Source organism: Embleya sp. NPDC050154 (assembly GCF_044460165.1).
In the GTDB taxonomy this organism is placed as follows: Bacteria; Actinomycetota; Actinomycetes; order Streptomycetales; family Streptomycetaceae; genus Embleya.
The window spans coordinates 42,221-66,595 of the sequence record NZ_JBITJP010000026.1; the positions used below are offsets into that span (position 1 = coordinate 42,221).

The following is a 24,375-nucleotide window of genomic DNA, read 5'->3' on the forward strand; positions in this document are numbered from 1 at the left end:
GTCAGAACCGCCCCGTCAGCGCCGCCTCGCCCGCCGCGCGCATCACGGCCAACGGCCCCGGTCGGCCCGTCATCAACTCGACCTGGAGCACCGCCTGATGCACGAGCAGGTCCAGTCCGCCCACCACCGGTCCGCCCGCGTGGCCCCACGCGCCCGCGAGCGCGGTGGGCCACGGGTCGTAGACGACGTCGAAGAGCACCCCGGGCCCGGCGGGCACCTCGGTCGCGAGATGGTCGACCGCGCCCTTGGGTGTGGTCGCCACCACCAGCGGCGCGCGCAACGCCTCGGCCGCGTCCGCCCAGGGGCGCACCTCGACCGCGACGCCGAGTCGCTCGCCCGCCGCGCGCATCTCGCGGGCCCGCTCCTCGCCGCGCACGTACACCCGCACCGGCCCGTCGGTGACCTCGCGCACCGCGGCCAGCGCCGAGGTCGCGGTGGCGCCCGCGCCGAGCACGGCCGCCGACTCGACCCGGCGCACGCCGCGTTCGCGCAGCGCCGCGACCAGGCCCGGCACGTCGGTGTTCTCCCCCACGCGCCGGCCGTCCGCGGTGCACACCACCGTGTTCACCGCGTCCACGTCGCGCGCGACCTGCCCGATCTCGTCGAGCAGCGGTCGGATCGCCCGCTTGAGCGGCATGGTCAGCGACAGTCCGGCCCAGGACGCGTCGAGGTCGCCGACGAAGCCCGGCAGGGCCGCCTCGTCGATCTCGAACGCGTCGTAGGACCAGTGGGTCAGGCCCAGTTCGGCGTACGCGGCCCGGTGCAGGACCGGGGACAGCGAGTGCCGGATGGGCGCGCCGAGCACGGCGGCTCGGCGCGGGAGCGACGTCGACTCGGTCACGGGCTCGTACTCGGGGTCGGGTGATCCTTTATCCACTTGGCCAACTCGGCCTTGTAGGTCTGGAAGTCGGCGTCGTTGTCGGTGAACTTCGTGGTGCCGACGATCGGGTCGACGGTGACGAAGTAGAGGAACTTGCCCGCGGGCGGCGCCACCGCCGCGTCGAGCGCGGCCTTGCTCGGGCTGCCGATCGGTCCCGGCGGCAGGCCCTTCCTGACCCGGGTGTTGTACGGGTTGCTCGCGTCGTTGAGTTCCTTGTTGGTGAGCTGGATGTTGCTCTTGTTGAGGTAGTAGTTGACCGTCGAGTCCAGCCCCAGCGTCATGTTCTTGGCGAGCCGGTTGTAGATGACCTGGGCGACCTTGCCCTTGTCGTCGGTGGTCTTGCCCTCGGCCTCGACCATGCTGGCGATGATGATCATGTCGTAGGGCGACCTGCCCATCGCCTGCGCCTTGGCCGGCAGGCCGAGCTTGTCGTACTCCTTGACCGCCTTGGCGACCATGTCCTTGAGCACCACGAGCGGGTCCATGCCGGGTGCCGCGACGTAGGACGCGGGGTACAGGAAGCCCTCGATGTTGCCCTTGGCGTACTCGGGCAGTCCGAGCGAGGGATCCTTCGCGGCGGCCTCGACCTTCTCCTTCGGCACCTTGAGCGTCTTGGCCAGCGATTCGTAGACCTGCGTGGCGCGAATGCCGGGCCTGAGGATGTAGTCCTGCTTGTTCTTCGGGTTGACCAGGATCTCGAAGGCGGCCTTGGCGGACATGTGCTTGGCCATCGTGTACGCGCCGGGCTGGATCTTGGACGCGCGCTGGTCCTTGTCCTCGCGGGCGACCTTGGTGAACGCCTCGACGCTCTTGGTCACCCCGACCTTCTTGAGTTCGTTGGCCATCTGCGGGGTGGCCCAGCCCTGCTTGATCTCCACCACGAGCGAACCCGAGCCGCTGCCGCTGTAGTCCGGGGGCGGGCCGAAACGGTCCTTCAGGAAACCGTAGGCCCAGTAGCCACCGCCGCCGATCACGGCGAGGACGATCACCAGCGCCAGGGAGACCGCACACCCACTGCGGTTCTTCTTCTTGCGGCCCCGGCCGCGCCGGCCGCCCCGCGAGTTGTCGTCCTTGCCCCGTCGCCGGCTGCGCGGCTCCGACTCCATGCGCAGTCCGAGATCGCTCATGCCGTGGGCCTTTCAGAGTCGGAGACGGACCCGGCCGGGGCAGGTGACACGGCCAGGCCCGGAGGACGTCCGGAACCACGCTCGGTGTCGAGCGCGTTTTGCAGGATCACGATCGCGGCCGCCTGGTCGACGACACCGCGGGCTTTCTTCGCCTTGACGCCGGACGCCTGGAGGCCGCGCGTCGCGGTGACGGTGGTCAGTCGTTCGTCGACCAGGCGCACCCCGATCGCCGGGTCGAGCGCGGCGACCAGACGATCGGCGAAGGACCGCGCCTTGGCCGCGGCGGCGCCCTCCGCGCCGGACAACGAGCGCGGCAGCCCGACCACGACCTCGATCGCCTCGTACTCGGCGACGATCTCCAGGATTCGGGCGACGTCCCGCTTGCCGGCGGGCACGGTCTCCACGGGAGTGGCGATCAACCCGTGCGGGTCGCTGGCCGCGACGCCGATCCGAACGTCTCCCACGTCGACCGCAATTCGTACTCCGCGTCTCAAGGTCGGCTCTCCGTCACAAGGCTCTGCGTCATTGACCGTCGGGGCTCGACGCCCCGTCATACAAGTCCCCCGGCGGTGCGGGAGTCCGGTTCCAGACTTCCACACCCACCGGGGGAACGAGGGTAAGGGACGACTCAGGATGTACGTTCGGCGACTGTCCGGGTGACTGCGGCCAGCGCGTCGGCCACCTTGGTCGGGTCCGAACCGCCGCCCTGGGCCACGTCGTCCTTGCCGCCACCGCCGCCGCCGAGGGTCTGCGCCGCGACGCGGACCAGCTCGCCGGCCTTGACGCCACGCTCGCGCGCGGCCTCGTTGGCGGCCACCACGACCATCGGCTTGCCGCCCACGACCGACACGACCGCGACCGCGGCCGGGCGCGCCGCGAGCCGGCCGCGCACGTCCAGCGCGAGCTTGCGCAGGTCGTCGGGCGTGGTCCCGTCCGCCAGTTGCGCGGTGGCCAGCGCCACGCCGTGCACGTCCTGGGCGCTCTCGACCAGACCCGCGGCCGCCTGGAGTACCTGGGCGCCGCGCAGCGCCGCGATCTCCTTCTCCGCGTCGCGCAGCTTGGCCATGATCGACGCGACCCGCTCGGGCAGGTCCTCGGGGCGGCCCTTCACCACGTCGGTGAGCTGGTTCACGATGGTGTGCTCGCGCGCCAGGAAGTTGTACGCGTCGGTGCCCACCAGCGCCTCGACGCGACGCACGCCGGCGCCGATCGAGGACTCGCCGAGCAGCTTGACCAGACCCAGTTGCGCGGTGTTGTGCACGTGCGTGCCGCCGCACAGTTCCTTGGAGTAGTCCCCCATGGTGACCACGCGGACCCGGTCGCCGTACTTCTCGCCGAACATCATCACGGCGCCCTGCTTCTTCGCCTCGTCCATCGACATCACCTCGGCGGTGACGTCCAGGTCGCGCGCGAGCACCTCGTTGATCTTCTGCTCGACGTCGGTGAGCACGCTGCCCGGCACCGCGCCGGGCGCGCCGAAGTCGAAGCGGAAGCGGCCGGGCGCGTTCTCCGAGCCGGCCTGCGCGGCGGTGGGGCCGAGCGCGTCGCGCAGCGCCTGGTGGGTCAGGTGCGTCGCGCTGTGCGCGCGGGCGATCGCGTTGCGCCGGCCGGTGTCGATCTGGGCCAACGCCTGGGCGCCGACCAGGACCTCGCCGACCTGGACCCGGCCGCGGTGCACGGTGACACCGGCCACCGGGGTCTGCACGTCGCGGACCTCGACCACGGCGCCGGTGTCCAGCCGGATCCGGCCGGTGTCGGCGAGTTGGCCGCCGCCCTCGGCGTAGAAGGGGGTGCGGTCGAGCACGACCTCGACCTCGTCGCCCTCGTGCGCGGCGGGCGCGGGCACGCCGTCCACGAGCAGGCCGACCACGGTCGCCTCGTCCGAGGTGTCCTGGTAGCCGGTGAACTCGGTGCCGCCGGCCGCGTCCGCGACCTCGCGGTAGACGGACAGGTCGGCCAGGCCCTGCTTGCGCGCCTGGGCGTCCTTCTTGGCCCGCTGCCGCTGCTCGTTCATCAGCCGACGGAAACCGTCCTCGTCGACCGCCAGGCCCTGTTCGGCGGCGATCTCCAGGGTCAGGTCGATCGGGAAGCCTTCGGTGTCGTGCAGCAGGAAGGCCACCTCGCCGGGAAGCACCGTCGAGCCGGAGCTCTTCGCCTTGACGATCGACTCGTCCAGGAGCGCGGTGCCCTCGTGCAGGCGGGCCAGGAAGCGCTTCTCCTCGGCCACCGAGACGGCGTCGATGCGCTCGGCTTCCTCGAGCAGGTTCGGGTACTGCGGAGCCATCGCCTTGATCGTGGTCTCGACCAGGTCGTGCAGCGTCTCGCCCTGCGCGCCGAGCAGGCGCATGTTGCGGATCGCCCGGCGCATCATCCGGCGCAGCACGTAGCCGCGACCCTCGTTGCCGGGCACCACGCCGTCACCGATCAGCATCACGGCGGTGCGCACGTGGTCGGCCACCACGCGCAGCGACACGTCGTTCCGGTGGTCGTCGCCGTAGGTCTTGCCCGCGAGTTCGGCGGCGCGGTCCAGGATCATCCGCGACGTGTCGATCTCGTACAGGTTGTCGACGCCCTGCAGGATGCACGCGAGGCGCTCCAGGCCGAGCCCGGTGTCGATGTTCTTCGCGGGCAGCTCGCCGAGGATCGGGTAATCGTCCTTGCCGGTGCCCGGGCCGCGCTCGTACTGCATGAAGACCAGGTTCCAGATCTCCAGGTAGCGCTCGCCGTTGACCGCCGGCCCGCCCTCCTCGCCGTAGGCGGGGCCGCGGTCGTAGTTGATCTCCGAGCACGGGCCGCACGGACCCGGAACGCCCATGGACCAGAAGTTCTCCGACTTGCCCAGGCGCTGGATGCGCTCGGCGGGCACGCCGATCACCTCCCGCCAGATCCGCTCGGCCTCGTCGTCGTCGAGGTAGACGGTGATCCACAACTTCTCCGGGTCCAGCCCGTAGCCGCCGTCCTCGACCGAGTTGGTGAGCAACTCCCAGGCGAGCGCGATCGCGCCTTCCTTGAAGTAGTCGCCGAACGAGAAGTTGCCGCACATCTGGAAGAACGACCCGTGCCGGGTGGTCTTGCCGACCTCTTCGATGTCGAGGGTGCGTACGCACTTCTGCACGCTGGTGGCGCGCTTGAAGCTCGGCTTGACCTCGCCGAGGAAGTACGGCTTGAACGGCACCATGCCGGCGTTCACCAGGAGCAGCGTGGGGTCGTCCGCGACCAGCGAGGCCGAGGGAACGACGGTGTGTCCGCGCTCTTCGAAAAAGCGCAGCCAGCGCTTCCGGATCTCTGCCGATTCCATCAGCTGCCGTCCCTTCGGTCGTACCTTGCTTTGCCTTCGTACAGCTCACGCGGGTCGTAGAGGTCACGCCCGTCGTGCCAATCGTCGTGCGAGTCGCGCGTGCCGGGCAGCGCGCGCCGCACCGGGGCGGGCGGCAGCGACGCGGCGGCCACGTCCGCGCCGATGGCGCGGTACAGCTCCTGCTCGCGTTCGGCCATTCCCGCCCGGATCTCGTCCGCGAAGTACTTGATCGCCTCGCCGATGCCGGTGACATTGTCGGCGACGCCCTCGGGCGTGTACTTGTACGCCTTGTCCTTGACCTTGCGCGCGGCCCAGACGCCGGCGCCGGCGCCGACCGCGATCCAGAACAGTCTCGCCATCGGTCAGCCCCTCCCGCGCATGCTGCGCTGCCGCGCGACCTTCTGCGCCTTGGCCGCGACGCGCACCCGGCGGCCGAGTTCGGCGCGTTGCTGCGCGGAGAGCGCGCGGCGGACGCCGTAGCTGAACGCGGCCGTCTTCACGAGCGGGCCGCCGAGCGTGGCGGCGACCGTGGAGGACAGCGCGGTGGCGTTCGTGGTCATGGTCTGCACGTTGCCCGCGATCTGGTCGACTCGGCCCATCTGGGCGTTGGTCGCCCGGACCGTCTCGGTCACCTCGTCGAGCAGCGGAACCGCCCGGTCCGCCACCCCCGCGACCAGGGTCGTGGCCTCCTTGAGCACCTTCGCCAGCTTGACCAGAGCCACTGCGAGAAAGGCGACCAGGATCGCCCAGAAAACCGCGATGATCATCAGCGCGACTTCGCCACCCGACACCGTCATGCGCTCCTTGATGAGTGGGATCAGTCGAGGAGGCGGATACGCGTCGCCCACCTCGGAAAACCCGACCCTACCGCGACCGCGCGGGTCTCCTCGTCCGAGGAAACCCGCGCGGTCGGTGTGGCGCGTGTCGCGGCCCGGTGTCGATTCTTGATCGACGGTGGGCGGGTACCGGATCGGCGCTCGGCGCCGCCCGGACGCGGCGCGGGCGCCGGCGTGGATCGACGCCCGGCGCGGGCTCGCGTCGACGCTGCGGTGTCGCGGCGGGGCCGCGGGGCGGCGGGGCGGCGGCGGCGTGCCACGGCGGTACGTGCGTCGGCGCCGGCCCGAATGTCCGGGTCGGCGCCGATCGGGGTGCGCGGGTCAGCGCGAGTAGTACTCGACGACCAACTGCTCGTCGCAGATCACCGGGACCTCGCGGCGCTGCGGGAGCCGGTCCAGCCGGGCCATCAGCTTGTCCAGACGCGCCTCGATGTAGCGCGGGGTCTCGGCGGCGGCGAACCCGCCGGCCTGGACCACCTGGAACAGCGGCTTGTTCCGGCTGCGCTCGCGCACACCGACGATGTCGTCGGGCTTGAGCCGGTAGGACGGCTTGTCCACCTTGCCGCCGTTGACCTCGATGTGCCCGTGGGTGACCATCTGGCGCGCCTGGTAGACGGTGCGCGCGAAGCCCGCACGCAGCACGAACGCGTCCAGTCGGCGCTCCAGGTCGACCACCAGTTCGTCACCGGTCTTGCCGGAGTGCTTGTTGGCGCGGTCGAACGCGGCCCGCATCTGGACCTCGGAGATGTCGTACTGGAAGCGCAGCCGCTGCTTCTCCATCAACCGGGTCTTGTAGTCCGAGGATTGCTTGCGACCACGACCGTGCTCGCCCGGCGGGTAGGGCCGGTTCTCGAGGTACTTCGCGGCCTTGGGCGTGAGCGCCACACCGAGCGCACGGCTGCGCCGGATCTTGGGTCGGGTCTGGTTCAAGGTCGGGTCCTCCGTGCGGGGCTGTTTTTTCGGTGCTGGTCGTCTCGGTGGGTCGGGTCACGCGTGGGTCGCCGTCGCGCCGGCCCCCCGGGGTGGGCCGCCTTCGCTCGGGTCGCCGTGACGTGGGTCGCCTTGCCAAGATCGGTGCACTTAGGTAAGCCTAACCTTAACGTCGATGCGTTCGGTAGCCCACAGCGGGGGTCGCAAACGAGCGCCACACCTGGAGGACGTCATGTCTGTTCCCACCGAGGCCAACGCCGGGCGCACCGATGTCTCTTCCCGAAGGCCGCGCACCGCCGAGCGGGCCCGCACCCTGGCCGCGTACGCCGGCTCGGCCACCCTGGATGTGCCCGGCGACCGGGACGAGCACGTGATCCCCGCCGCGCGGGCGGTCGAGCCGGACGGCGCGCTGCTGTTGCTCGTCCCGGCCGAGACCGCCGCGGTGGTGCTGACCTCGCGCGAGGACGTGGCCGCCGTCCTGCACCTGGTCGACGTCGCGCCGGTCGCGGTGCCGCACCGGGTCCGGGCGCACTGCTGGATCGCCGGCTGGCTGACCGTGCCCACCGGCGCCGACGCCGAGCGGGCCGCCGAGCGGTTGGCCGAGCTGACCCCCGACCCCACCGCATCGCCACGCGCGGGCACCGTCGTACGGCTGGAGGTCGGCGAGGTCCTGGTCGACGACCTGTGGGGCACCGGGCACGTCGAGCCGGACGAGTACGCCGACGCCGAGTCCGACCCGCTGGCCGGTCACGAGGCCGAACTGCTGCAACACCTGGCCGCCGCACACGGCAACGACCTGTGCCGGCTGGCGAGCGTGGCGGGCGCCCCGGCCTGCGACGACCGGGTCGTGCCGGTGTCGCTGGACCGGCACGGCATCCGGCTGCGCACCGGCGGGCCGGATCGTACCTGCGATGTGCGGTTCGAATTCGAGGCGCCGGTCTCCGGTCCGCTCGAGTTGGGCGGGGCGCTGCGCCGGTTGCTGCACGGGGTGCACGGGCAGGCGTGACGCCCCCGGCGAGCCGCGCGGGCCTCCCGGTGTCGCATGATGCGCCGCCGTGCGGGCAGTCTCCCCGTCCAAGATCAGCGGCGCCGTGCCCGGTACCCGGAACCGGCTAACGTTTCCGGTCGCGGCACCGGGTGGCGATCCACCCGGGCGGATCGCCACGGCGGACCGACCACGCGTCCGCCAGCGCGAGACGACCGCATCGGCGGACGGCGGAAGGGACGACACGGGGTGTCGGAGCAACACGCGCGGCACGGTCCGGAGGACCCGACGAACGGGGACGGTCGCGACCACCCCATCCCTCGGGCGCCCTGGGAACCGGAGCCCCGACCGGCGTCCCGATCCGGGGCCAGTCCGTGGCAGGACCGACTGCGCACCCAGCTTCGGTTCAGCGGGCACACCGCGAGCATCCCGATCGTGCCCGCCCCGGAGAAGCCCGAGGCCGGCCCCTCGGTCCCGCGCGTCCTGGACCTGGCGCTGCGCACCGGCGAACTGCTGCTCGCCAGCGGCGAGGGTGGTGAGGACGTCGAGGCGGCGATGCTGGGCATCACCGACGCGTACGGCCTCGAACGTTGCCAGCCCAATGTGACCTTCGTCGCGATCACCCTGTCCTACCAGCCGTCCCTGGTCGAACCGCCGGTCACCGGCGAGCGGGTGGTGCGCCGCCGCGCGGTGGACTACACCCGGCTCGACGAGGCCCACCAACTGGTCTCGGACATCACCGGCGCCGAATTGACCCTGGAGGAGGCGTACCACCGGCTCGCCGACATCCGCCGCAACCGACACCCCTACCCGCGCAACCTGTTGCTGCTGTCGGCCGGTCTGATCGCGGCCTTCGCGAGCGTGATGGTCGGCGGCGGGCTGATCGTGGCCATCGCCGCCTGCGTCGCGGCGTTGATCGGCGAGCGGCTGGCGCAGTTGCTCGCCGACCGGGGCGTCCCGGAGTTCTACCAGTTCGTGCTCGCCTCGATGCCTGCCGCCGCGATCACGGTGGCGATGATCAAGGTCGGCGTCGGGATCAATCCGTACGCCGTGGTCACCGGTGGGCTGTTCGCGCTGTTGCCCGGAAGAGCCCTGGTCGCCGCCGTCCAGGACGGCCTGACCGGCTTCTACATCACCGCCGCGGCCCGCTTGCTGGAGGTCTTCTACCTGATCGTCGGCATCATCGTCGGCATCTCGATCGTGCTCTACATCGGCGACCAGGTGGGCGTGCAGTTCAAGGTCGAGGGGACGTTCGACCTCAACGCCAACCCTCGCGTGGTGCAACTGCTCGCGGCGGGCGCGGTGTCGATGACCTTCGCGGTGCTGGTCCAGGTGCGCCGGGTACTGCTGCCGGTCGCGGCGGCGGGTGGCGCGGTCGGCTGGGCGGTGTTCCAGGTGCTGCGCGAGGCGGGCGCCGCGCCGGTGCTCGCGACCGCCGTCGCCACGGGACTGCTCGGACTGCTCGGCCAGTTGCTCGCGCGGTGGCACGGGACGTCGGCGCTGCCGTACGTGATCCCGGCGATCGGCCCGATGTTGCCGGGCAGCGCGATGTACCAGGGCATGCTGGGCCTGTCCCTGGGCCACACCGACTCCGGCTGGCGCAGCCTGGTCAACGCGGCCTCCCTGGCCCTGGCCCTGGCAGCGGGCGTCAACGTCGGCTCCGAGGCGGCCCGCTTCGTCCTCCCTTCGCCGCCACCGCGCACGGGGCGCGAAATGCGGCCCGCCTCGAAGCGGACTCGCGGGTTCTGAGGCGGGGCGGCGCGGGCCCGGCGAGCGACGCGGTCGCTCCGGCTCCCGGCACTTCACCTGCGGCGCGGTGCGGCGACCGGGCGGGTGGGGTATCCGGTGTGCGCTTCCCCGCGCTTCGGAACCTTGTCGCCGGATCCGGCCGGGCCGCTCCGTGGGTGGCTGCTTCGTGCGACGGAGCCCACGCGGTGGGTTCGGAGGTGGTGGGTTCTTGGGTGGTGGGAACGACGTGGGGCGTGGGGGCGTTCGGGATTTGGGGCGGTGGTTCGGGGTGCGGCCCCGGAGTGATGACGGTGGTCCGGGTCGTCGGGACCGAGTACAGGCATGGAGGGCTCCGCATGTCGGACGCGCACGCATCGACCGGGCCGCTCGCCGCGCTGCGTACCTGGTCGCCGCCGACCGGGACGGACGTGCGCGCGGTCGTGCTGGTCCTGCCCGGTGGGCGCGCGCGGGGGCGGCAGCCCGCCTCGACCCGCAATCTGGCGTATCGCCGGATGGTGCCGATCGCGCGGGGCATCCACCGGGCGACCCGCGCGGAGGGCGTCGCGACCTGGCTGCTGCGCTACCGGGTGCGCGGGTGGAACGAGCCCGATCACGATCCGGTCCAGGACGCGTGGTGGGCGCTCGACGGCATCCGTACCCGCTACCCGCACGCCGAGGTCACCCTGGTCGGCCACTCGATGGGCGGCCGTACCGCGTTGCGGGTCGCCGACCACGACAGCGTGCGGACGATCTGCGCCCTCGCGCCGTGGATCGAGGACGACGAGCCGTACGCCCAACTCGCCGGCCGCGACGTGGTCATCGTGCACGGTACGGCCGACCACACCACGAGCCCCAAGGCCTCGCACCGCTACGCGCTGACCGCCCGGGAGGTCTCCGAACGGGTCTGCCGGTTCGAACTGCCGGACGGCCACGCGATGGTGCGTCGGTCCTCGGCCTGGACCGAGTTGATCCACCGCACCGTGGTGGGCGCCGTCACCGGAACGCTGGACCCCGAGATCGCTCGGGCGATGACGGCGCCGGATCCGGACGGGCTGCGCGCGGTGGTGAACTGACGGGCGTCCGTGCGGCGGGCGCGTCGCAGGGGTGCGCCGACGTCGGTCATTCGCTGCCGATCGCGGTGAGTACGTCCGCGCGGGCCGCCGTACGGGCCGGCCAGACCGCCGCGAGCACGCCGACGACCACCCCCAGGGCGAGGAATCCGGCGACGCCGGCCCAGGGCACGATCAGGACCAGGTCCGGCAGCCTGTCGCGCAGGGTGCCCAGGATCCCCCACGCCAGGAACGCGCCCACGACCACGCCGAGCACCGCGCCGAAGACCGAGATCACCAACGATTCGAGCCGGACCATCGTGCGTACCCGCGAGCGGTCGAGGCCGATCGCGCGCAACATCCCGATCTCGCGCCGACGTTCGAACACCGATATGGCCAGGGTGTTGATCACGCCGAGCACGGCGATCAGCACGGCCATCGCGAGCAGCCCGTACATGATGTCGAGCAGCAGGTCGACCGAGCGGCTGATGGACCGCCGGACGTCGGTGCGGTCCTCCACCGTGATCAACGGGTTGTCGCCGATCGCCCGCTCGATCGCGCGGGTGGTTCGGGTGTTGTCGCCGTCGGCGGTCCGCACCATGATCGACCGGATGTCGCGGTGGGCGGAACGCGCCTGTACGAGCGCGGCCGGCACGGTGATCCTGGTCAACTGTTCCAGGTCGCCCTGGAAGCCGCCGACGGTGACGCGGCCGCGTGTGCCGTCGGGGTAGCCGATCGCGACGATGGAGCCGACCCGCCACCCGCGCTGCTTCGCGATGTCCGGCGCGACCAGGATCTCGCCGCGGCGCAGCGCCGAAGCGGCGTCCGCCGTGCCGCCGAGGTTGAGGAGGCGTTCGATTCCCTGCGGATCCACCCCGATCACCGCGTCGTCGTGGCCGTCCAGGGTCACGGTGTCCCGGATCAGCGGGGACATCGCGGTGACCCCCGGCATCCGGGCGACGGCGTCGAGCACGCTCGGGTCGACGGAGGCGCCGTTGACCGTCCGGATCCGGTAGTCCGCGGCGACCTCGGCGATCGCCCGGTCCTCGACGGCCTGCCGGATCGACGCGCCGAGCATGCTCAGGCCGGCGATCAGGGACAGGCCGATGGTCAGCGCGGACGCGGTGGCGGCGGTGCGTCGCGGGTTGCGGACGGCGTTGCGCCGGGCCAGCCGACCGGCCACGCCGAACGGCCGGTCCAGGAACGGCGCGCTCATCCCGATCACCGGTCGGGACAGCAGCGGGGTGAGCAGGAGGATGCCGACCAGGACCAGGAACACCCCGACGGCCACCGGCACTCGGCCGCTGTCGCCGGCGGTGGAACGGCCGTACACGGTGAGCACCACGCCGACGGTGGTCACCGGGACACCGAGCACGCCGCGACCGCGCGAGCCGGCGTGGCCGGCGGGTAGCTCCACCGTGTTCAGCGCGGCGACCGGCGGGATCCGGGACGCGCGCCGGGCCGGCAGCCACGAGGCGAGCAGGGTGACCGCGCCGCCCACGAGCAACGCGACCGCGATGGTGCGGCCGTCGACGATCAGTGGCCCGGCGGGCAGGTGCGCGCCGAACCGTTCCAGCGCCGAGCGCAGCGCGCCCGCCAGCACGATCCCGACACCGAGGCCGAGCGACGACGCGACCACGGCGACCGCCGCGGCCTCGGCGAGCACGATCCGGGTGACCTGCTCGCGCCGTGCGCCGACCGCGCGCAACAGCGCGAGTTCGCGGGTGCGTTGGGCGACCAGCATGGTGAACGTGTTGGCGATGATGAACGTGGCGACGAACAGCGCGATGCCGGCGAACGCGAGCAGCGCGACGGTCATCTGCCGGGTGCCGGCCTCGATCATGTCCACTTGGGCCCGGGCCAGCGCCCGTCCGGAGTCGACCCGCAGATTGTCCGACCGGGGCAGCAGCCGCTCGGCCGCGTCCCGCAACGTCGCCTCGCTCGTACCGGGGGCCGCGGTCAGGTCGATCTCGCCGTAGCGGCCGGGCTTGAGCAACAGGCGCTGCGCGGTCGCGGTGTCGAACAGCACCAGTGAGCCGCCCGACGACACCCTCGGATCGTCGGTCCCGAACACGCCGGTCAGCCGGGTCTCGACCATCGGGCCGCTCAGCGCGACGCGCACGGTGTCACCGACCCGGAAGCCGCCCTTGTCGGCGGTCCCGGCGTCCAACGCGATCTCGCCCCCGCCCGCGGGCCCGCGCCCGGCCCGCATCGGGAAGCGCGGGTCGACTCCGTCGCGGCTCGGCACGAAGTTGGTCCCGATCGTGGTCCACCCGGATCCGAGCAGGTCGCCGTCGCGGTCGACCACGCCGGTGAATCCCTCCAACACGCCGCGCGCCCGGGCGACTCCCGGCAACGCGCGCAATCGGGGCAGGGTGTCCTCGGTGAGCGTGGGGTCGGGGCGCCCGTGCTCACGGGCCCCGGTGCGGTCCACGTTGTCGTCGATCACGGCCACGGACACGTCGGCGAAGCTCTTGGAGGCAGTGTTCTTGAAGGCCCGGCCCAACGTGTCCGACAGGACCAGGGTGCCGGCGACGAACGCGACCCCGAGCAGGACCGCGACGGCCGTCATCGCCAATTCGGCCCTGTGCGCGACGACATTGCGCAGAGCGAAACGAAACATGGGCAGCCCCCGAGAGACCGAAACCAAACATCTGGGATGCCACCCATCCTCGCCGGCCCCAAGCCCCGCCAACGTCCCCCACCGGTACCACGCCCACCTACATCCCACGGCGCCCACGACCCCATTCACCATCACCCACCCGATCCCCCACTCCCCCACACGACCGACCCCCGGCCCCACGCCCCCTCACCCGGCACCAACGAAGCCCGAGCGCGGCGGGCCGGGACGAGGCACGACGGGGCGGGGCCTGCGGGGCGTGGCGGGGCGGGGGTACGAGGGGGCAGGGGGCATGAGCGGGGCGGACGCATGCGCCCACGCGGCAGCAACCGAGGGCAAGCGGGGCAGGCCAGGGCGCGGGTGACCGACTCACGAAGGTGGGCCGATCCCACTGCCGGCCGAAAATACGCCCGGGCGCCCCACGCCCCCACACGGCAGCAAGTCGAGGGCCGGCGGGGCACGACGGGGCGGCGCCTGCGGGGCATGGCGAGGTAGGGCACCAGGGGCAGGGGACATGGCGGGGCGAACCGACTCACGAAGGTGGGCCGATCCCACTGCCGGCCGAAGATACGCCCGGGCGCCCCACGCCCCCACACGGCAGCAAGTCGAGGGCGGGCAGGGCAGGCCGGATCGCGGCGGACCGGCACAGAGAAAAGGGACGGGCGGGGGTATCGCGGGGCGGGCACATCCACTCACCGGGCAACGGCGAGGGCGGCCGGGCAGGGCGGATGGGCGCGCACGGAGGCGGGCCGATGCCATGACCGGACGAGCACCGAGAGGCGAGGCCGGCGCATGCACTCACGCACCATCGGACGGGGCGAGAGCCGGCGAGGCGGGCGCATCCGCTCACGCGGCAGCGGCCGGGGTCACCGGGACAGGCCAGGACGCGGCGGGCTGCACATGGGCACACGAAAGTGGGCCCATCACATGGCAGGGCGGAGGCACTGCGAAACGGGCACCCAGCGGGTCGGGGGTACGGCGGGCTGACGCGTGGCGCACGAGCACACCGCGACGGGGATCAGGCAACGATGTCCCGGCGAACCGACGCAGGCGAAGCCGAACACGACGGCGGACCCGACGAGGCCGCACAGCGACACCCACCACCCACCACACAACGCGGCACGCGGCACGCGGCACGCGGCACGCGGCACGCGGCACGCGGCACGCGGCACGCGGCACGCGGCACGCGGCACGCGGCACGCGGCACGCGGCACGAACGTCCTCGCACGTAGCGGGGTTACGGCCCGGAACACGGCGAAGCCGAGACGCGAGCGGCGCGGCGCGTACACACGCAGCGGCAACGGCAGCGCCGCACACGTCGCGCGGCCGAACCGACCCACCGGGCACCCGAGCCGACAGGACGCCCCGCACCGCAGCCCTCACCGCCCTGCCGATCGGGCGCCCTTGCCGCGGCCCGGACGTGCTGATGTCGCCGCTGGGTCGGTCACGCCTTCGGGTGCGTGCTCGGGGGAACTTCGGGGTTGGCGGGTTCGGCGGGGCTATTCGTTGGTGGGGGTGGTGGTGCCGGAGAGGCGGGATCTGGTCCAGGTGGCGATGTCGGCGTAGCGGGCCTCGGCGCCGTGGCGGGTGGGCTCGTAGTAGGTACGGCCGTGGATGGCGTCGGGGGCGTACTGCTGCGCGGCCACGCCGCCGGGGACGTCGTGGGGATAGACGTACCCCTGGGCGTGGCCGAGTTTGGCGGCGCCCTTGTAGTGGCCGTCGCGCAGGTGCGGCGGTACCGGACCGGCCAGGCCCTTGCGGACGTCGGCGAGCGCGGCGTCGATCGCCAGGTACGCCGCGTTCGACTTCGGTGCCAGGGCCAGGTGGATCGCCGCCTGGGACAGCGTGATCCGCGCCTCGGGGAAGCCGATCAGCGCGACCGCCTGCGCGGCGGCCACCGCCACCTGGAGGGCGGTGGGGTCGGCCATCCCGATGTCCTCGCTCGCCGAGATCATCAACCGCCGGGCGATGAAGCGCGGGTCCTCCCCCGCGTCGATCATCCGCGCGAGGTAGTGCAGCGCCGCGTCCACGTCGGAGCCCCGGATCGACTTGATCAAGGCGCTCGCCACGTCGTAGTGCTGGTCCCCGTCCCGGTCGTACCGCACCGCCGCGCGATCCACCGCGCTCTCCAGCGTGGCCAGCGTGATCGTGTCCTCGCCCTTGTCCGCCGCCGATCCCGCGCCCGCCTCCAGCGCGGTCAGGATCCGTCGCGCGTCGCCACCCGCGATGCGCAGCAGGTGCTCCTCGGCATCCGGGTCGAGGGTGAGCGTGCCCTTGAGCCCGCGCTCGTCGGCGAGTGCGCGGTGCACCACCTCGCGCAGGTCGTCGTCGGTCAACGACTCCAGGGTCAGCAACAACGAGCGGGAGAGCAGCGGGCTGATGATCGAGAAGTACGGGTTCTCGGTGGTCGCCGCGATCAGGGTCACCCAGCGGTTCTCCACGGCGGGCAGCAACGAGTCCTGCTGGGCCTTGGAGAAGCGGTGGATCTCGTCCAGGAACAGCACCGTGTCGCGCCCCTGGGCACCCGCCTGCCGCCGCGCGTCCTCGATCACCGCGCGTACTTCCTTGACGCCCGCCGTGATCGCAGACAACTCCACGAAACGCTGCTTGGTGACGTGGCTGACCACGTAGGCGAGCGTGGTCTTGCCGGTGCCGGGCGGCCCCCACAGGATCACCGAGGACGGCGCGGTGACCCGGCTCTCCGACGACACCAACCGGCGCAGCGGCGATCCCTCACCCAACAAATGCCGCTGACCGAGCACCTCGTCCAGATCGCGCGGTCGCATCCGCACGGCAAGCGGCGCGAGCGAGGGGTCCTTGGCCTGCCGGGCCTCGGCGGCAGCGGTAAAGAGATCGGAATCCACTCCCCGACCCTAACCCCCACCCCCGACGCCCGACCGTCCCGGGAGCTCCCCACCGCACGCCCCGGAGCCCCCACCGACCGCCCCACCGCACTCCCCACGACACGCCGCCGCCGCCGAACGAGAAACGGCGCACCGCCGCCGCCGAACGAGTAAACGGCGCACCAGGAGACGGTCGGCACACCAACAGGCGGCGGAGCGCACCCACCCAACAGCCCCGTGCCCGCCGCCCGACACCACCGCCCCGACTCGGGACCACCACACGACACCGCGCCCCGCGCCACTGCCGCCGACTCTGGACCGGCCAGGGACACGGCCCGGAGCCCCCACCCGACCGCTCTCGCACACAACGCGCCGTCGCCGAGCGGGAGGCGGCGCAGCAACGAGCGGTAGGCAATCTCGTCGGGCGGCACTGCGCCCTGCCGCCCGAGCCCCTGGCCCCGCCACTCGACACCGCACCCGCGCAGCACCGGCATCCAACCGTCCCGGGACACGGCCCCAAGCGCCCGCCGACCGGCCCCACCCGCACCCACAACGACGCGCCGTCGCCGGGCGGAACGCGGCGCACCAAGCGCCAAGCACTCACGAGACAGTCAGCGCGCCCGCCGGGCAGCATTGCGCCTCGCCGCCCGATACCACGGCCCCACGACTCGACACCACACCACACGCCACCGCGCCGACGACCCCCGACCGGCCGACGCGGGACGCCACCCGGAGCGCCCAACCGCCGGCCATGCGCCTTCGCCGAGCCAGGCGCGGCACCAAAAAACAACCGGCGCACCCACCAGGCAGCATCGCGCCTCACCGCCCGAGACCACGAAGCGACACCGCGCCCCGCACCACCGCCACACGATCTCCGCCGACCCGCCCAGCCCAGCCCAACCGCGCGGACGCAGCCCCCATCGCCCGTGCGGCTCACCTCCCCCGAAGGGCTCGGGTCAGCGCAGTACCCCGGCCGCCTTGGCCGTCTGGAGCCATTCGGGGAATTCGTTCATCAGGTTGTCGAAGAGTTCGGCGTCGGGCATGCGCCTCGGGTCCGCGCCCGCCTCGAAGAAGCCCGCGTTGTCGACCACGCGGTGCTTGGGCGCGGGCAGGTCGTCCAAGCGGTGCAGGAAGCGGAACTCGTCCCGGCCGAAGCCGATGAACTGCCAGAAGATCGGCAGCCCGGCCGCCTGGCAGATCGCCTTCTCGGCGGCCTTCGCGTTGTTCGGCGCGCCGTCCGTCTGGAAGATCACGAAGGCCGGATCGGTCGCCCCGCACGACCGGTAGTGCGCGATCACCGCTTCCATCGCCGACACGTAGTCCGTGGTGCCCATGTGGCCCAGCTTCTTGTGCAGCGCTGCGATCCGGCCGCCGTAGTTGTCCAGCGAGATCTCCTCGGCCTCGTGCGCCTTCGTGTCGAAGAAGATCACCGGCACCGAGCCGTCGTCGTCGAAGTGCGCGGCAGCGGCCAACACCCGGTCGGCGAGCGCCTGTACGCTGCCGTTCTTGTAGAACGGCGCCATGCTGCCGGAGCGGTCGAGCACGAGGTAGACGGCGGCGCGCACACCCGCGAGCCGGTTCTTCTCCAGGCTCACCCCGGCCGCCTTGTACAGGCTGACCAACCCGGGTGCGGAGCGCTCGATCTTGGCCAGCGAGACCGCCGAGCCGCTCCCGCTGCGCACGGTGGCCGGGGGTGCGGCGGCGGGCGGTGCGGCGGCCGTCGAGGAGTCCGGGTTCGACTTCTTGCGACCGAACAGCGAGAAGGGCATGGCGAGGGCTCCCAGCAGTCGAACGAGTCGGGTGGCCGCCCCCTCCCGGGGGCTTCACCGGCCTACGCTCCCAGATCGCCCGCCCCCACGAACAGGGGCAGATCCCTCAGGAATCGGCCATGTCGCAGCCCACCCGTAGCTTCCGCAACCCGTCCGGCGTCAGCCCGGGCGGCACCACCACGACATCACCGATGTCGCCGGCCCACATCACCTGCGGCCCGAACGCCTCGGCCAGCGCCACCACCGCCCGTTCCGCCGCGCCCGGTCCCGGGGCCCGGAAGGTCAATCCGGACACCGGCTCGTCGGCCCCGATGCGTTTCCGCTCGCCCGCGACCGCGACCGCGAACCCGCCCAGGTGGTCGCCGTCACCCGCTCCGGGTCGCTCCGGCAACGGGTTCGGCACCTCCGCGCCGTCCACCCACAGGGTGAACCAACAGCGCGCGGACAGCCCTTCGCCCCGCAACACGGCCAGTACCTCGCCGACTCCCGGGTAGGACACGGCACGTGCCTCCTCCAGCAGGTCGGCCGGCACCGGCGTGCCGAACGACTCGACGAACTCCAGGCCACCCTCGCCATCGGTGAACCAGCGCAGCGGATTGATGTGCACGGTGTGGCTCATGCGACCTCCCCTTTCGAGCCCGAAACCCGGCCCACCCCAGCATCCCGCTCGGCTCCGACATCCGCGCCGCCGGCGACGCCCCCACCGGCGTCACCGCCGCCGGGCGCAACGGGCCCACCACCTGCGCGTGTTCCACCGCCCACGCCGGCCGTCCGCGCCGACAAGCCACCCCGCACGACGCCCCCGGCCCCGCTCCCCCGCTCCGCCGTCGCGGCCCGCCGTCGGCGCGACGCGAAGTACCACTCCTGCCACTCGCGCGTGCCCTCGATCGCCCGCACCCGCGCCATCGCGTACAACCTGGTCGGCGGCGACCCGCGATATCGCATGTTGGCCACCGTGCCGTCCGGCTCGGCCAGGAATCGTGCGATGGCGCCCTGCGTCCAGCCGCGCCCCTGCACGACGGACCGCGTCACGTACTCCGCCGGCACCCGCCGCTTCGTCAAATCCACCGCCATGTCGGCCTCCCCGAGGTCATCCGAACCGGTGCGGCACCGGCTCGACTTCCAAGGTAGGCAGACCCGGGTCCGTGCGCTCCGACCCTGTGCAGAAGCGTTTCGGCTACCCCCACGAGTCGACAAAGTCCGGCAACGCCGAAGGGCGGCCGAGCCATTGGCTCGACCGCCCTGATCCCCGCACGTGCGGGGCCGACGGGAGGGCGGACAGGATCCGAGACGTCATCGCCGGACCATCCCCGCACGGAGCATGCCGGAGGGCGGGGCCACTCGCACGCCCACCGTCCCGACGACATCCACCCGCCGGCGGTTACGCCTTCTCCGCACCCTCGCCCGGGACACCGTCACCGGAGTCCGACTTGGCCTTCGGCTTCGCGTCGATCCCCGCCTCACGCCGCTGCTGCACCGTGATCGGCGACGGAGCCCCGGTCAACGGGTCGCCACCGGAAGCGGTCTTCGGGAAAGCAATCACGTCCCGAATGGACTCGGTTCCGCCCAAAAGGGCCACCAACCGGTCGAGACCGAGCGCGATCCCGCCGTGCGGCGGCGGCCCGTACGCGAACGCGTCCAGCAGGAACCCGAACTGCGACTGCGCCTCCTCCTCCGACATCCCGATCGCCGCGAACGCCCGCTCCTGCACGTCCCGACGGTGGATACGGATCGAACCGCCACCGATCTCGGTCCCGTTCAGCACGATGTCGTACGCGTTCGACAGCGCCTCGCCCGGATTCTTGTCGAAGCCGTCGAGCCACTCCGCGGTCGGCGCGGTGAAGGGGTGGTGGATCGCGTGCCATCCCTGGTGGTTGCCGGCCGCGTCCTCGATCGGCTCGAACATCGGGAAGTCGACGACCCAGAGGAAGTTCCACCGCGACTCGTCGATCAGCGAACCCCGACGCGCGATCTCCAGCCGGGCCGCGCCCAGCAGTTCCAGCGAGGCCGTACGCCGACCCGCCGCGAAGAAGATGCAGTCGCCCTTGGCCGCGCCGGTCGCCTCGACCAGGCCGGCCAGGTGCTCCTCGGACAGGTTCTTGGCCACCGGGCCGCGCAGTTCGCCGGTCTCCGCGTCCACCAGCACGTACGCGAGCCCGCGCGCGCCGCGCGCCTTGGCCCAGTCCTGCCAGCCGTCGAGCTCCTTACGGGTCTGCGCGGCGCCGCCGGGCATCACCACCGCGCCGGTGAACTCGGCCTGGAACACCCGGAACGAGGTGCCCTCGAAGTAGGCCGTCAGGTCGACCAGTTCGCAGCCGAAGCGGGTGTCCGGCTTGTCCGAGCCGTAGCGCGCCATCGCCTCGGCGTAGGCCAGTCGGGGCAGCGGCAGCGGGATCTCCACGCCGTGCACCTCGCGCCACACGCGCGCGATCAGCTTCTCGGTCAGCGCCAGGATGTCCTCGGCGTCGCAGAAGGACATCTCGACGTCCAACTGGGTGAACTCGGGCTGCCGGTCGGCCCGGAAGTCCTCGTCCCGGAAACAGCGCGCGATCTGGTAGTAGCGCTCCATGCCGGCGACCATGAGCAGCTGCTTGAACAGCTGCGGCGACTGCGGCAGCGCGTACCACGAACCCGGCTGGAGCCGCACCGGCACCAGGAAGTCGCGGGCGCCCTCGGGCGTGGACCGGGTCAGGTACGGCGTCTCGATGTCGAGGAAGTCGTGGTCCTCCATCACCTCGCGGATCACCCGGGTGACCTTGGAGCGCAGCCGCAGGTTGCGGGCCATCGGCGCGCGCCGCAGGTCGAGGTAACGGTGCTTGAGGCGCACCTCCTCGTTGACCGTGCCCGGCGTGTACTCCTCGATCGGGAACGGCAGCGGGGCCGCCTCGGAGAGGATCTCGAAGTCGTCCACGACGACCTCGATCGCACCGGTGGGGATCTCGGTGTTCTCGTTGCCGTCGGGGCGCACCCGCACGTCGCCGGTGATCCGCACGCAGAACTCGGAGCGGAGGTTGTGCACGGTCTCCAGGTCGCGGAAGACCACCTGTACGGTGCCCGACGCGTCCCGCAGGTCCACGAACGCCACGCCGCCGTGGTCGCGCCGCCGGGCGACCCACCCGGCGAGCGTCACGGTGTGGCCGGCGTGCTCGGCGCGGAGCGTCCCGGCGTCATGGGTGCGGATCACTGAAGCTTCTCCTTCAAGACGGTGACGACCTGGTCGAGCGGGACCGGGGTCTGGTCCCCGTTCGACAGGTCCTTGATCTGGGCGACGCCCTCGGTGAGGTCGCGGTCGCCGACGACGATGGCGTAGCGGGCGCCGGATTGCGACGCGGCCTTCATGGCGCCCTTGAGCTTCTTCCCGCCGAAGGCCATGTCGGCGGGGATGTCCTCGATCCGCAGCTGGGTGATCATGCCGAACACCGCGCGGCGGGCCGCGTCGCCGATCGCGACGCCGTAGACGTCGCAGTCGGCCGGGGTCTCCACGGTCTGGCCCTCGGCCTCCATCGCGAGCATCGTGCGGCCGATGCCCAGCGCCCAGCCCACCGAGGGCAGGTCGGGGCCGCCGAGGTCCTCGGAGAGGCCGTCGTAGCGCCCGCCGCCGCCGATCGCCGACTGCGCGCCGAGGCCGTCGTGCACGAACTCGAACGTGGTCCGGTTGTAGTAGTCCAGCCCGCGGACCAGCCGGGGCGTGTCCTCGTAGGAGATCTCCAGCTCGTCGAGCATGCCGCGGACGAACGTGTGGTGTTCGGCGCACGCCTGGCACAGGTGGTCGGTGATCAGCGGGGCGTCGGCGATCAGCGCCTGCACCTCGGGGCGCTTGTCGTCGAGCACGCGCAGCGGGTTGATCTCGATCCGCGCGTGCGTCTCCGCGTCCAGGTCGAGCGCGCGCAGGAACTCCTGGAGCTTGGTCCGGTAGACCGGACGGCACTCGCGGCAGCCGAGCGAGTTGAGCAGCAACCGGAAGTCGCGCAGGCCCAGCTTCGTGAAGCCCTCGGCGGCGAGCGCGATCATCTCGACGTCGACCAGCGGGTCGTCGCTGCCGATCGCCTCGGCACCGACCTGGGTGAACTGGCGGGTGCGGCCCGCCTGGGGGCGCTCGTAGCGGTAGTACGAGCCGAAGTACCACAGCTTGACCGGCAGCCGGCCGGCGTACAGGTTGTGCTGGAGTACCGAGCGCATCACGGCCGCGGTGCCCTCGGGGCGCAGCGTCAGCGAGCGGCCGCCGCGGTCCTCGAAGGTGTACATCTCCTTGGTCACGATGTCGGTGGACTCGCCGACGCCACGCAGGAAGAGGCCGGTCTCCTCGAAGGTGGGGGTCTCGATGTACTGGAAACCCGCGTCGCGCAGCTCCAGGCCGAACTGGATCCGGATCCGGTTGAACGTCTCCGAGTACGGCGGAAGCATGTCGAAGGTGCCCTTGGGGGCGTTGAAGGTACTCACGGTATGAAAATCCGTCACATTCCTCGGTGCGGTCCCGCGGGCGGCGTCAGCTCTTGCAGATAAGGGTTGCTCGCGCGCTCGCGGCCGATCGTCGTCTGGGGGCCGTGGCCGGACAGCACGACGGTCTCGTCCGGCAGGGGCAGACACACCCGGGACAGCGAGCGCAGCATCTGCGCGTGGTCGCCGCCGGGCAGGTCGGTGCGTCCGATGGAGCCGGCGAAGAGCAGGTCACCCGAGTACAGGATGGGCGGGATGTCCGCGCTTCCCTGGGTGCCGAACGCCACCGACCCCTGTGTATGGCCGGGCGCATGATGGACCGTCAGTTCGAGGCCGGCGAGGTCGAGCACGGCGCCGTCGGTGAGCAGGCGCACGTCCTCGGGTTCGGTGAAGGTCATCCCGCCGAACAGTTGTTGCCCCACGCCCAGCGACAGGCCCTTGGCCGGGTCGGAGAGCAGGTCGCGGTCGTCGGGGTGGATCCACGCGGGCACCTTGTGCTCGGCGCAGACCGGCACCACGGAGAACATGTGATCGATGTGCCCGTGGGTCAGTACGACGGCCACCGGGCGCAGCCGGTGTTCGCGGATGATGTCCTGTACGCCGTCGAAGGCGTCCTGCCCGGGGTCGACGATGACGCATTCCTCGCCGGCGGCAGGGGCGACCACGTAACAGTTGGTCTGGAAGGACCCTGCGGGGAACCCGGCGACGATCACGTTCGTCCTCTCGGTCTCGGGGTCTTCCGGCGGCGGGGCAAGCACGGAAGTATGCGGCGGACGTGGGAATCAGGTACGAGACTACCGGCGCGCGGGGGCGGATCGCGAACCGGTTCAGGGGGTGCGTGCCTAGACTGTGCGCGAGCTGCGGTCGGTTCCGGGCCTGTGGGATCACCGCAGGTCGGGGCCGGTGCACGGATCCCGTCACGGCCGCCGGTTTCCGGTTCCGGCGCCGGGAGCCCTCGCCCGCTGGTCGGGTGTCCCGGGTCGAGTCCATCCACATCGAGTCCGTTCGAATCCAGGAGAGCACGCGGTGGTCACCAAACAGCAGCGCCAGCGGCAGCTCGCGCGCGAGAAGTTCGAGCGCCAGCAGGAGCGACGCGGAACCGCGCAGGCACGTCGGCGCAGGCGCAACCAGGTCATCGCCGCGGTCGCCGCGGTGGTCGTCGTGGCCGGTGGCGGCGCCTGGCTCGCGGTGGCGGCGGGTGATGACGACGACAAGAAGACGACGAACGCGTCGGACACGCCGTCCACGCAGCCCTCGGCCCCGCAGTCGCCGGCTCCCGAGCCCAAGCCGAAGACGTGCGCGGCGCCGGCTCCGGGTGAACCGACCAAGGAGCAGTTCCCCACCGAGCCGGCGATGTCGATCGACACGAACGCGGCGTACACGATGACCCTCAAGACCACGTGTGGCGAGGTGAAGGTCGCGCTGGAGGCGAAGAAGGCGCCGCACACAGTGAACTCGTTCGCGTTCCTGGCGGGCAAGAAGTTCTTCGACCACACCAAGTGCCACCGGTTGACCACGGGTGGTCTGGCCGTGCTCCAGTGCGGCGACCCGACGGGCACCGGCACAGGTGGGCCCGGCTACAAGTTCGTGGACGAGAATCTGGGTACGGCGGGCCCGGACGGCTCGGCCGCCTACCCGGCGGGCACCGTGGCGATGGCGAACTCGGGCCCGGGCACCAACGGAAGCCAGTTCTTCCTGGTCACCGCGGACAGCAAGCTTCCGCCGAACTACACCCCGTTCGGCAAGGTCACGGCCGGGATGGACGTCCTGGCGAAGATCGCCGCCGCGGGCACCGAGGACGGCGGCTCGGACGGCGCGCCGCGCGAGAACGTCGTCCTCGACAGCGTGACCGTGGCCAAGTAGCAACCGACCG

Annotated in this window: 18 protein-coding genes; 4 read left to right on the forward strand and 14 right to left on the reverse strand. The window is 71.9% G+C overall.

Translation table 11 applies throughout. The annotated features are described in order from the left end of the window. Window position 1 precedes the first annotated feature (1 nt). The 7 genes from ACIBSV_RS39530 to rpsD all read right to left on the reverse strand — a co-directional run bounded on the left by ACIBSV_RS39530 (window position 2) and on the right by rpsD (window position 7,071). Window positions 2–841, reverse strand: a complete 840-nt coding sequence (locus ACIBSV_RS39530) for a shikimate dehydrogenase (protein ID WP_395871911.1) — start codon at window positions 839–841, stop codon at window positions 2–4. After that, window positions 838–2,007 (reverse strand): endolytic transglycosylase MltG, encoded by a 1,170-nt coding sequence (gene mltG, locus ACIBSV_RS39535; protein ID WP_395871913.1) that lies wholly within the window; start codon window positions 2,005–2,007, stop codon window positions 838–840. Before mltG ends, ACIBSV_RS39530 begins: the two co-directional genes overlap by 4 nt. Then, on the reverse strand, window positions 2,004–2,561 hold the full coding sequence (gene ruvX, locus ACIBSV_RS39540; protein WP_395871915.1) for a Holliday junction resolvase RuvX: 558 nt from the start codon (window positions 2,559–2,561) through the stop codon (window positions 2,004–2,006). Before ruvX ends, mltG begins: the two co-directional genes overlap by 4 nt. 74 nt (window positions 2,562–2,635) lie before the next feature. Continuing rightward, window positions 2,636–5,305 (reverse strand): alanine--tRNA ligase, encoded by a 2,670-nt coding sequence (gene alaS / locus ACIBSV_RS39545; protein WP_395871917.1) that lies wholly within the window; start codon window positions 5,303–5,305, stop codon window positions 2,636–2,638. Beyond that, on the reverse strand, window positions 5,305–5,664 hold the full coding sequence (locus ACIBSV_RS39550) for a DUF6167 family protein (protein WP_395871919.1): 360 nt from the start codon (window positions 5,662–5,664) through the stop codon (window positions 5,305–5,307). Before ACIBSV_RS39550 ends, alaS begins: the two co-directional genes overlap by 1 nt. A 3-nt stretch (window positions 5,665–5,667) precedes the next feature. Further along, a complete protein-coding gene (locus ACIBSV_RS39555) occupies window positions 5,668–6,102 on the reverse strand; it encodes a DUF948 domain-containing protein (protein ID WP_391587549.1) in 435 nt (144 codons plus the stop codon). A gap of 360 nt (window positions 6,103–6,462) precedes the next feature. After that, window positions 6,463–7,071, reverse strand: a complete 609-nt coding sequence (gene rpsD, locus ACIBSV_RS39560) for a 30S ribosomal protein S4 (protein ID WP_395871921.1) — start codon at window positions 7,069–7,071, stop codon at window positions 6,463–6,465. Between the two features lie 232 nt (window positions 7,072–7,303). On the opposite strand from rpsD, the gene ACIBSV_RS39565 reads away from it, so the two are divergent. The 3 genes from ACIBSV_RS39565 to ACIBSV_RS39575 all read left to right on the forward strand — a co-directional run bounded on the left by ACIBSV_RS39565 (window position 7,304) and on the right by ACIBSV_RS39575 (window position 10,857). After that, window positions 7,304–8,077: a DUF2470 domain-containing protein gene (locus tag ACIBSV_RS39565; protein ID WP_395871923.1), complete on the forward strand. Its 774-nt coding sequence runs from the start codon at window positions 7,304–7,306 to the stop codon at window positions 8,075–8,077. Window positions 8,078–8,491: 414 nt separating this feature from the next. Further along, complete coding sequence (locus ACIBSV_RS39570; RefSeq protein ID WP_395871925.1) at window positions 8,492–9,805, forward strand: threonine/serine exporter ThrE family protein; 1,314 nt, start codon at window positions 8,492–8,494, stop codon at window positions 9,803–9,805. A 335-nt stretch (window positions 9,806–10,140) separates the two neighbouring features. Next, complete coding sequence (locus tag ACIBSV_RS39575) at window positions 10,141–10,857, forward strand: alpha/beta hydrolase (protein WP_395871927.1); 717 nt, start codon at window positions 10,141–10,143, stop codon at window positions 10,855–10,857. A gap of 46 nt (window positions 10,858–10,903) precedes the next feature. On the opposite strand, the gene ACIBSV_RS39580 is transcribed toward ACIBSV_RS39575, so the two are convergent. From ACIBSV_RS39580 to ACIBSV_RS39610, 7 genes are all read right to left on the reverse strand, one after another. Further along, window positions 10,904–13,456 (reverse strand): ABC transporter permease, encoded by a 2,553-nt coding sequence (locus tag ACIBSV_RS39580; RefSeq protein WP_395871929.1) that lies wholly within the window; start codon window positions 13,454–13,456, stop codon window positions 10,904–10,906. 1,496 nt (window positions 13,457–14,952) lie between these two features. Beyond that, window positions 14,953–16,317 (reverse strand): replication-associated recombination protein A, encoded by a 1,365-nt coding sequence (locus ACIBSV_RS39585; protein WP_395871931.1) that lies wholly within the window; start codon window positions 16,315–16,317, stop codon window positions 14,953–14,955. Window positions 16,318–17,252: 935 nt separating this feature from the next. Beyond that, a complete protein-coding gene (locus tag ACIBSV_RS39590) occupies window positions 17,253–18,065 on the reverse strand; it encodes a vWA domain-containing protein (protein ID WP_395871933.1) in 813 nt (270 codons plus the stop codon). A gap of 106 nt (window positions 18,066–18,171) precedes the next feature. After that, window positions 18,172–18,684: a hypothetical protein gene (locus ACIBSV_RS39595; RefSeq protein ID WP_395871935.1), complete on the reverse strand. Its 513-nt coding sequence runs from the start codon at window positions 18,682–18,684 to the stop codon at window positions 18,172–18,174. A gap of 762 nt (window positions 18,685–19,446) precedes the next feature. After that, window positions 19,447–21,249 (reverse strand): aspartate--tRNA ligase, encoded by a 1,803-nt coding sequence (gene aspS / locus ACIBSV_RS39600; RefSeq protein ID WP_395871937.1) that lies wholly within the window; start codon window positions 21,247–21,249, stop codon window positions 19,447–19,449. Further along, window positions 21,246–22,505: a histidine--tRNA ligase gene (hisS, locus tag ACIBSV_RS39605; RefSeq protein ID WP_395871938.1), complete on the reverse strand. Its 1,260-nt coding sequence runs from the start codon at window positions 22,503–22,505 to the stop codon at window positions 21,246–21,248. Before hisS ends, aspS begins: the two co-directional genes overlap by 4 nt. 14 nt (window positions 22,506–22,519) lie before the next feature. Then, window positions 22,520–23,215, reverse strand: coding sequence for an MBL fold metallo-hydrolase (locus ACIBSV_RS39610; RefSeq protein ID WP_395871940.1), 696 nt, complete (start codon window positions 23,213–23,215; stop codon window positions 22,520–22,522). Between the two features lie 313 nt (window positions 23,216–23,528). Here ACIBSV_RS39610 and ACIBSV_RS39615 point away from each other — a divergent pair, with 313 nt between their 5' ends. Next, window positions 23,529–24,365 (forward strand): peptidylprolyl isomerase, encoded by an 837-nt coding sequence (locus ACIBSV_RS39615; protein ID WP_395871942.1) that lies wholly within the window; start codon window positions 23,529–23,531, stop codon window positions 24,363–24,365. Window positions 24,366–24,375 lie beyond the last annotated feature (10 nt).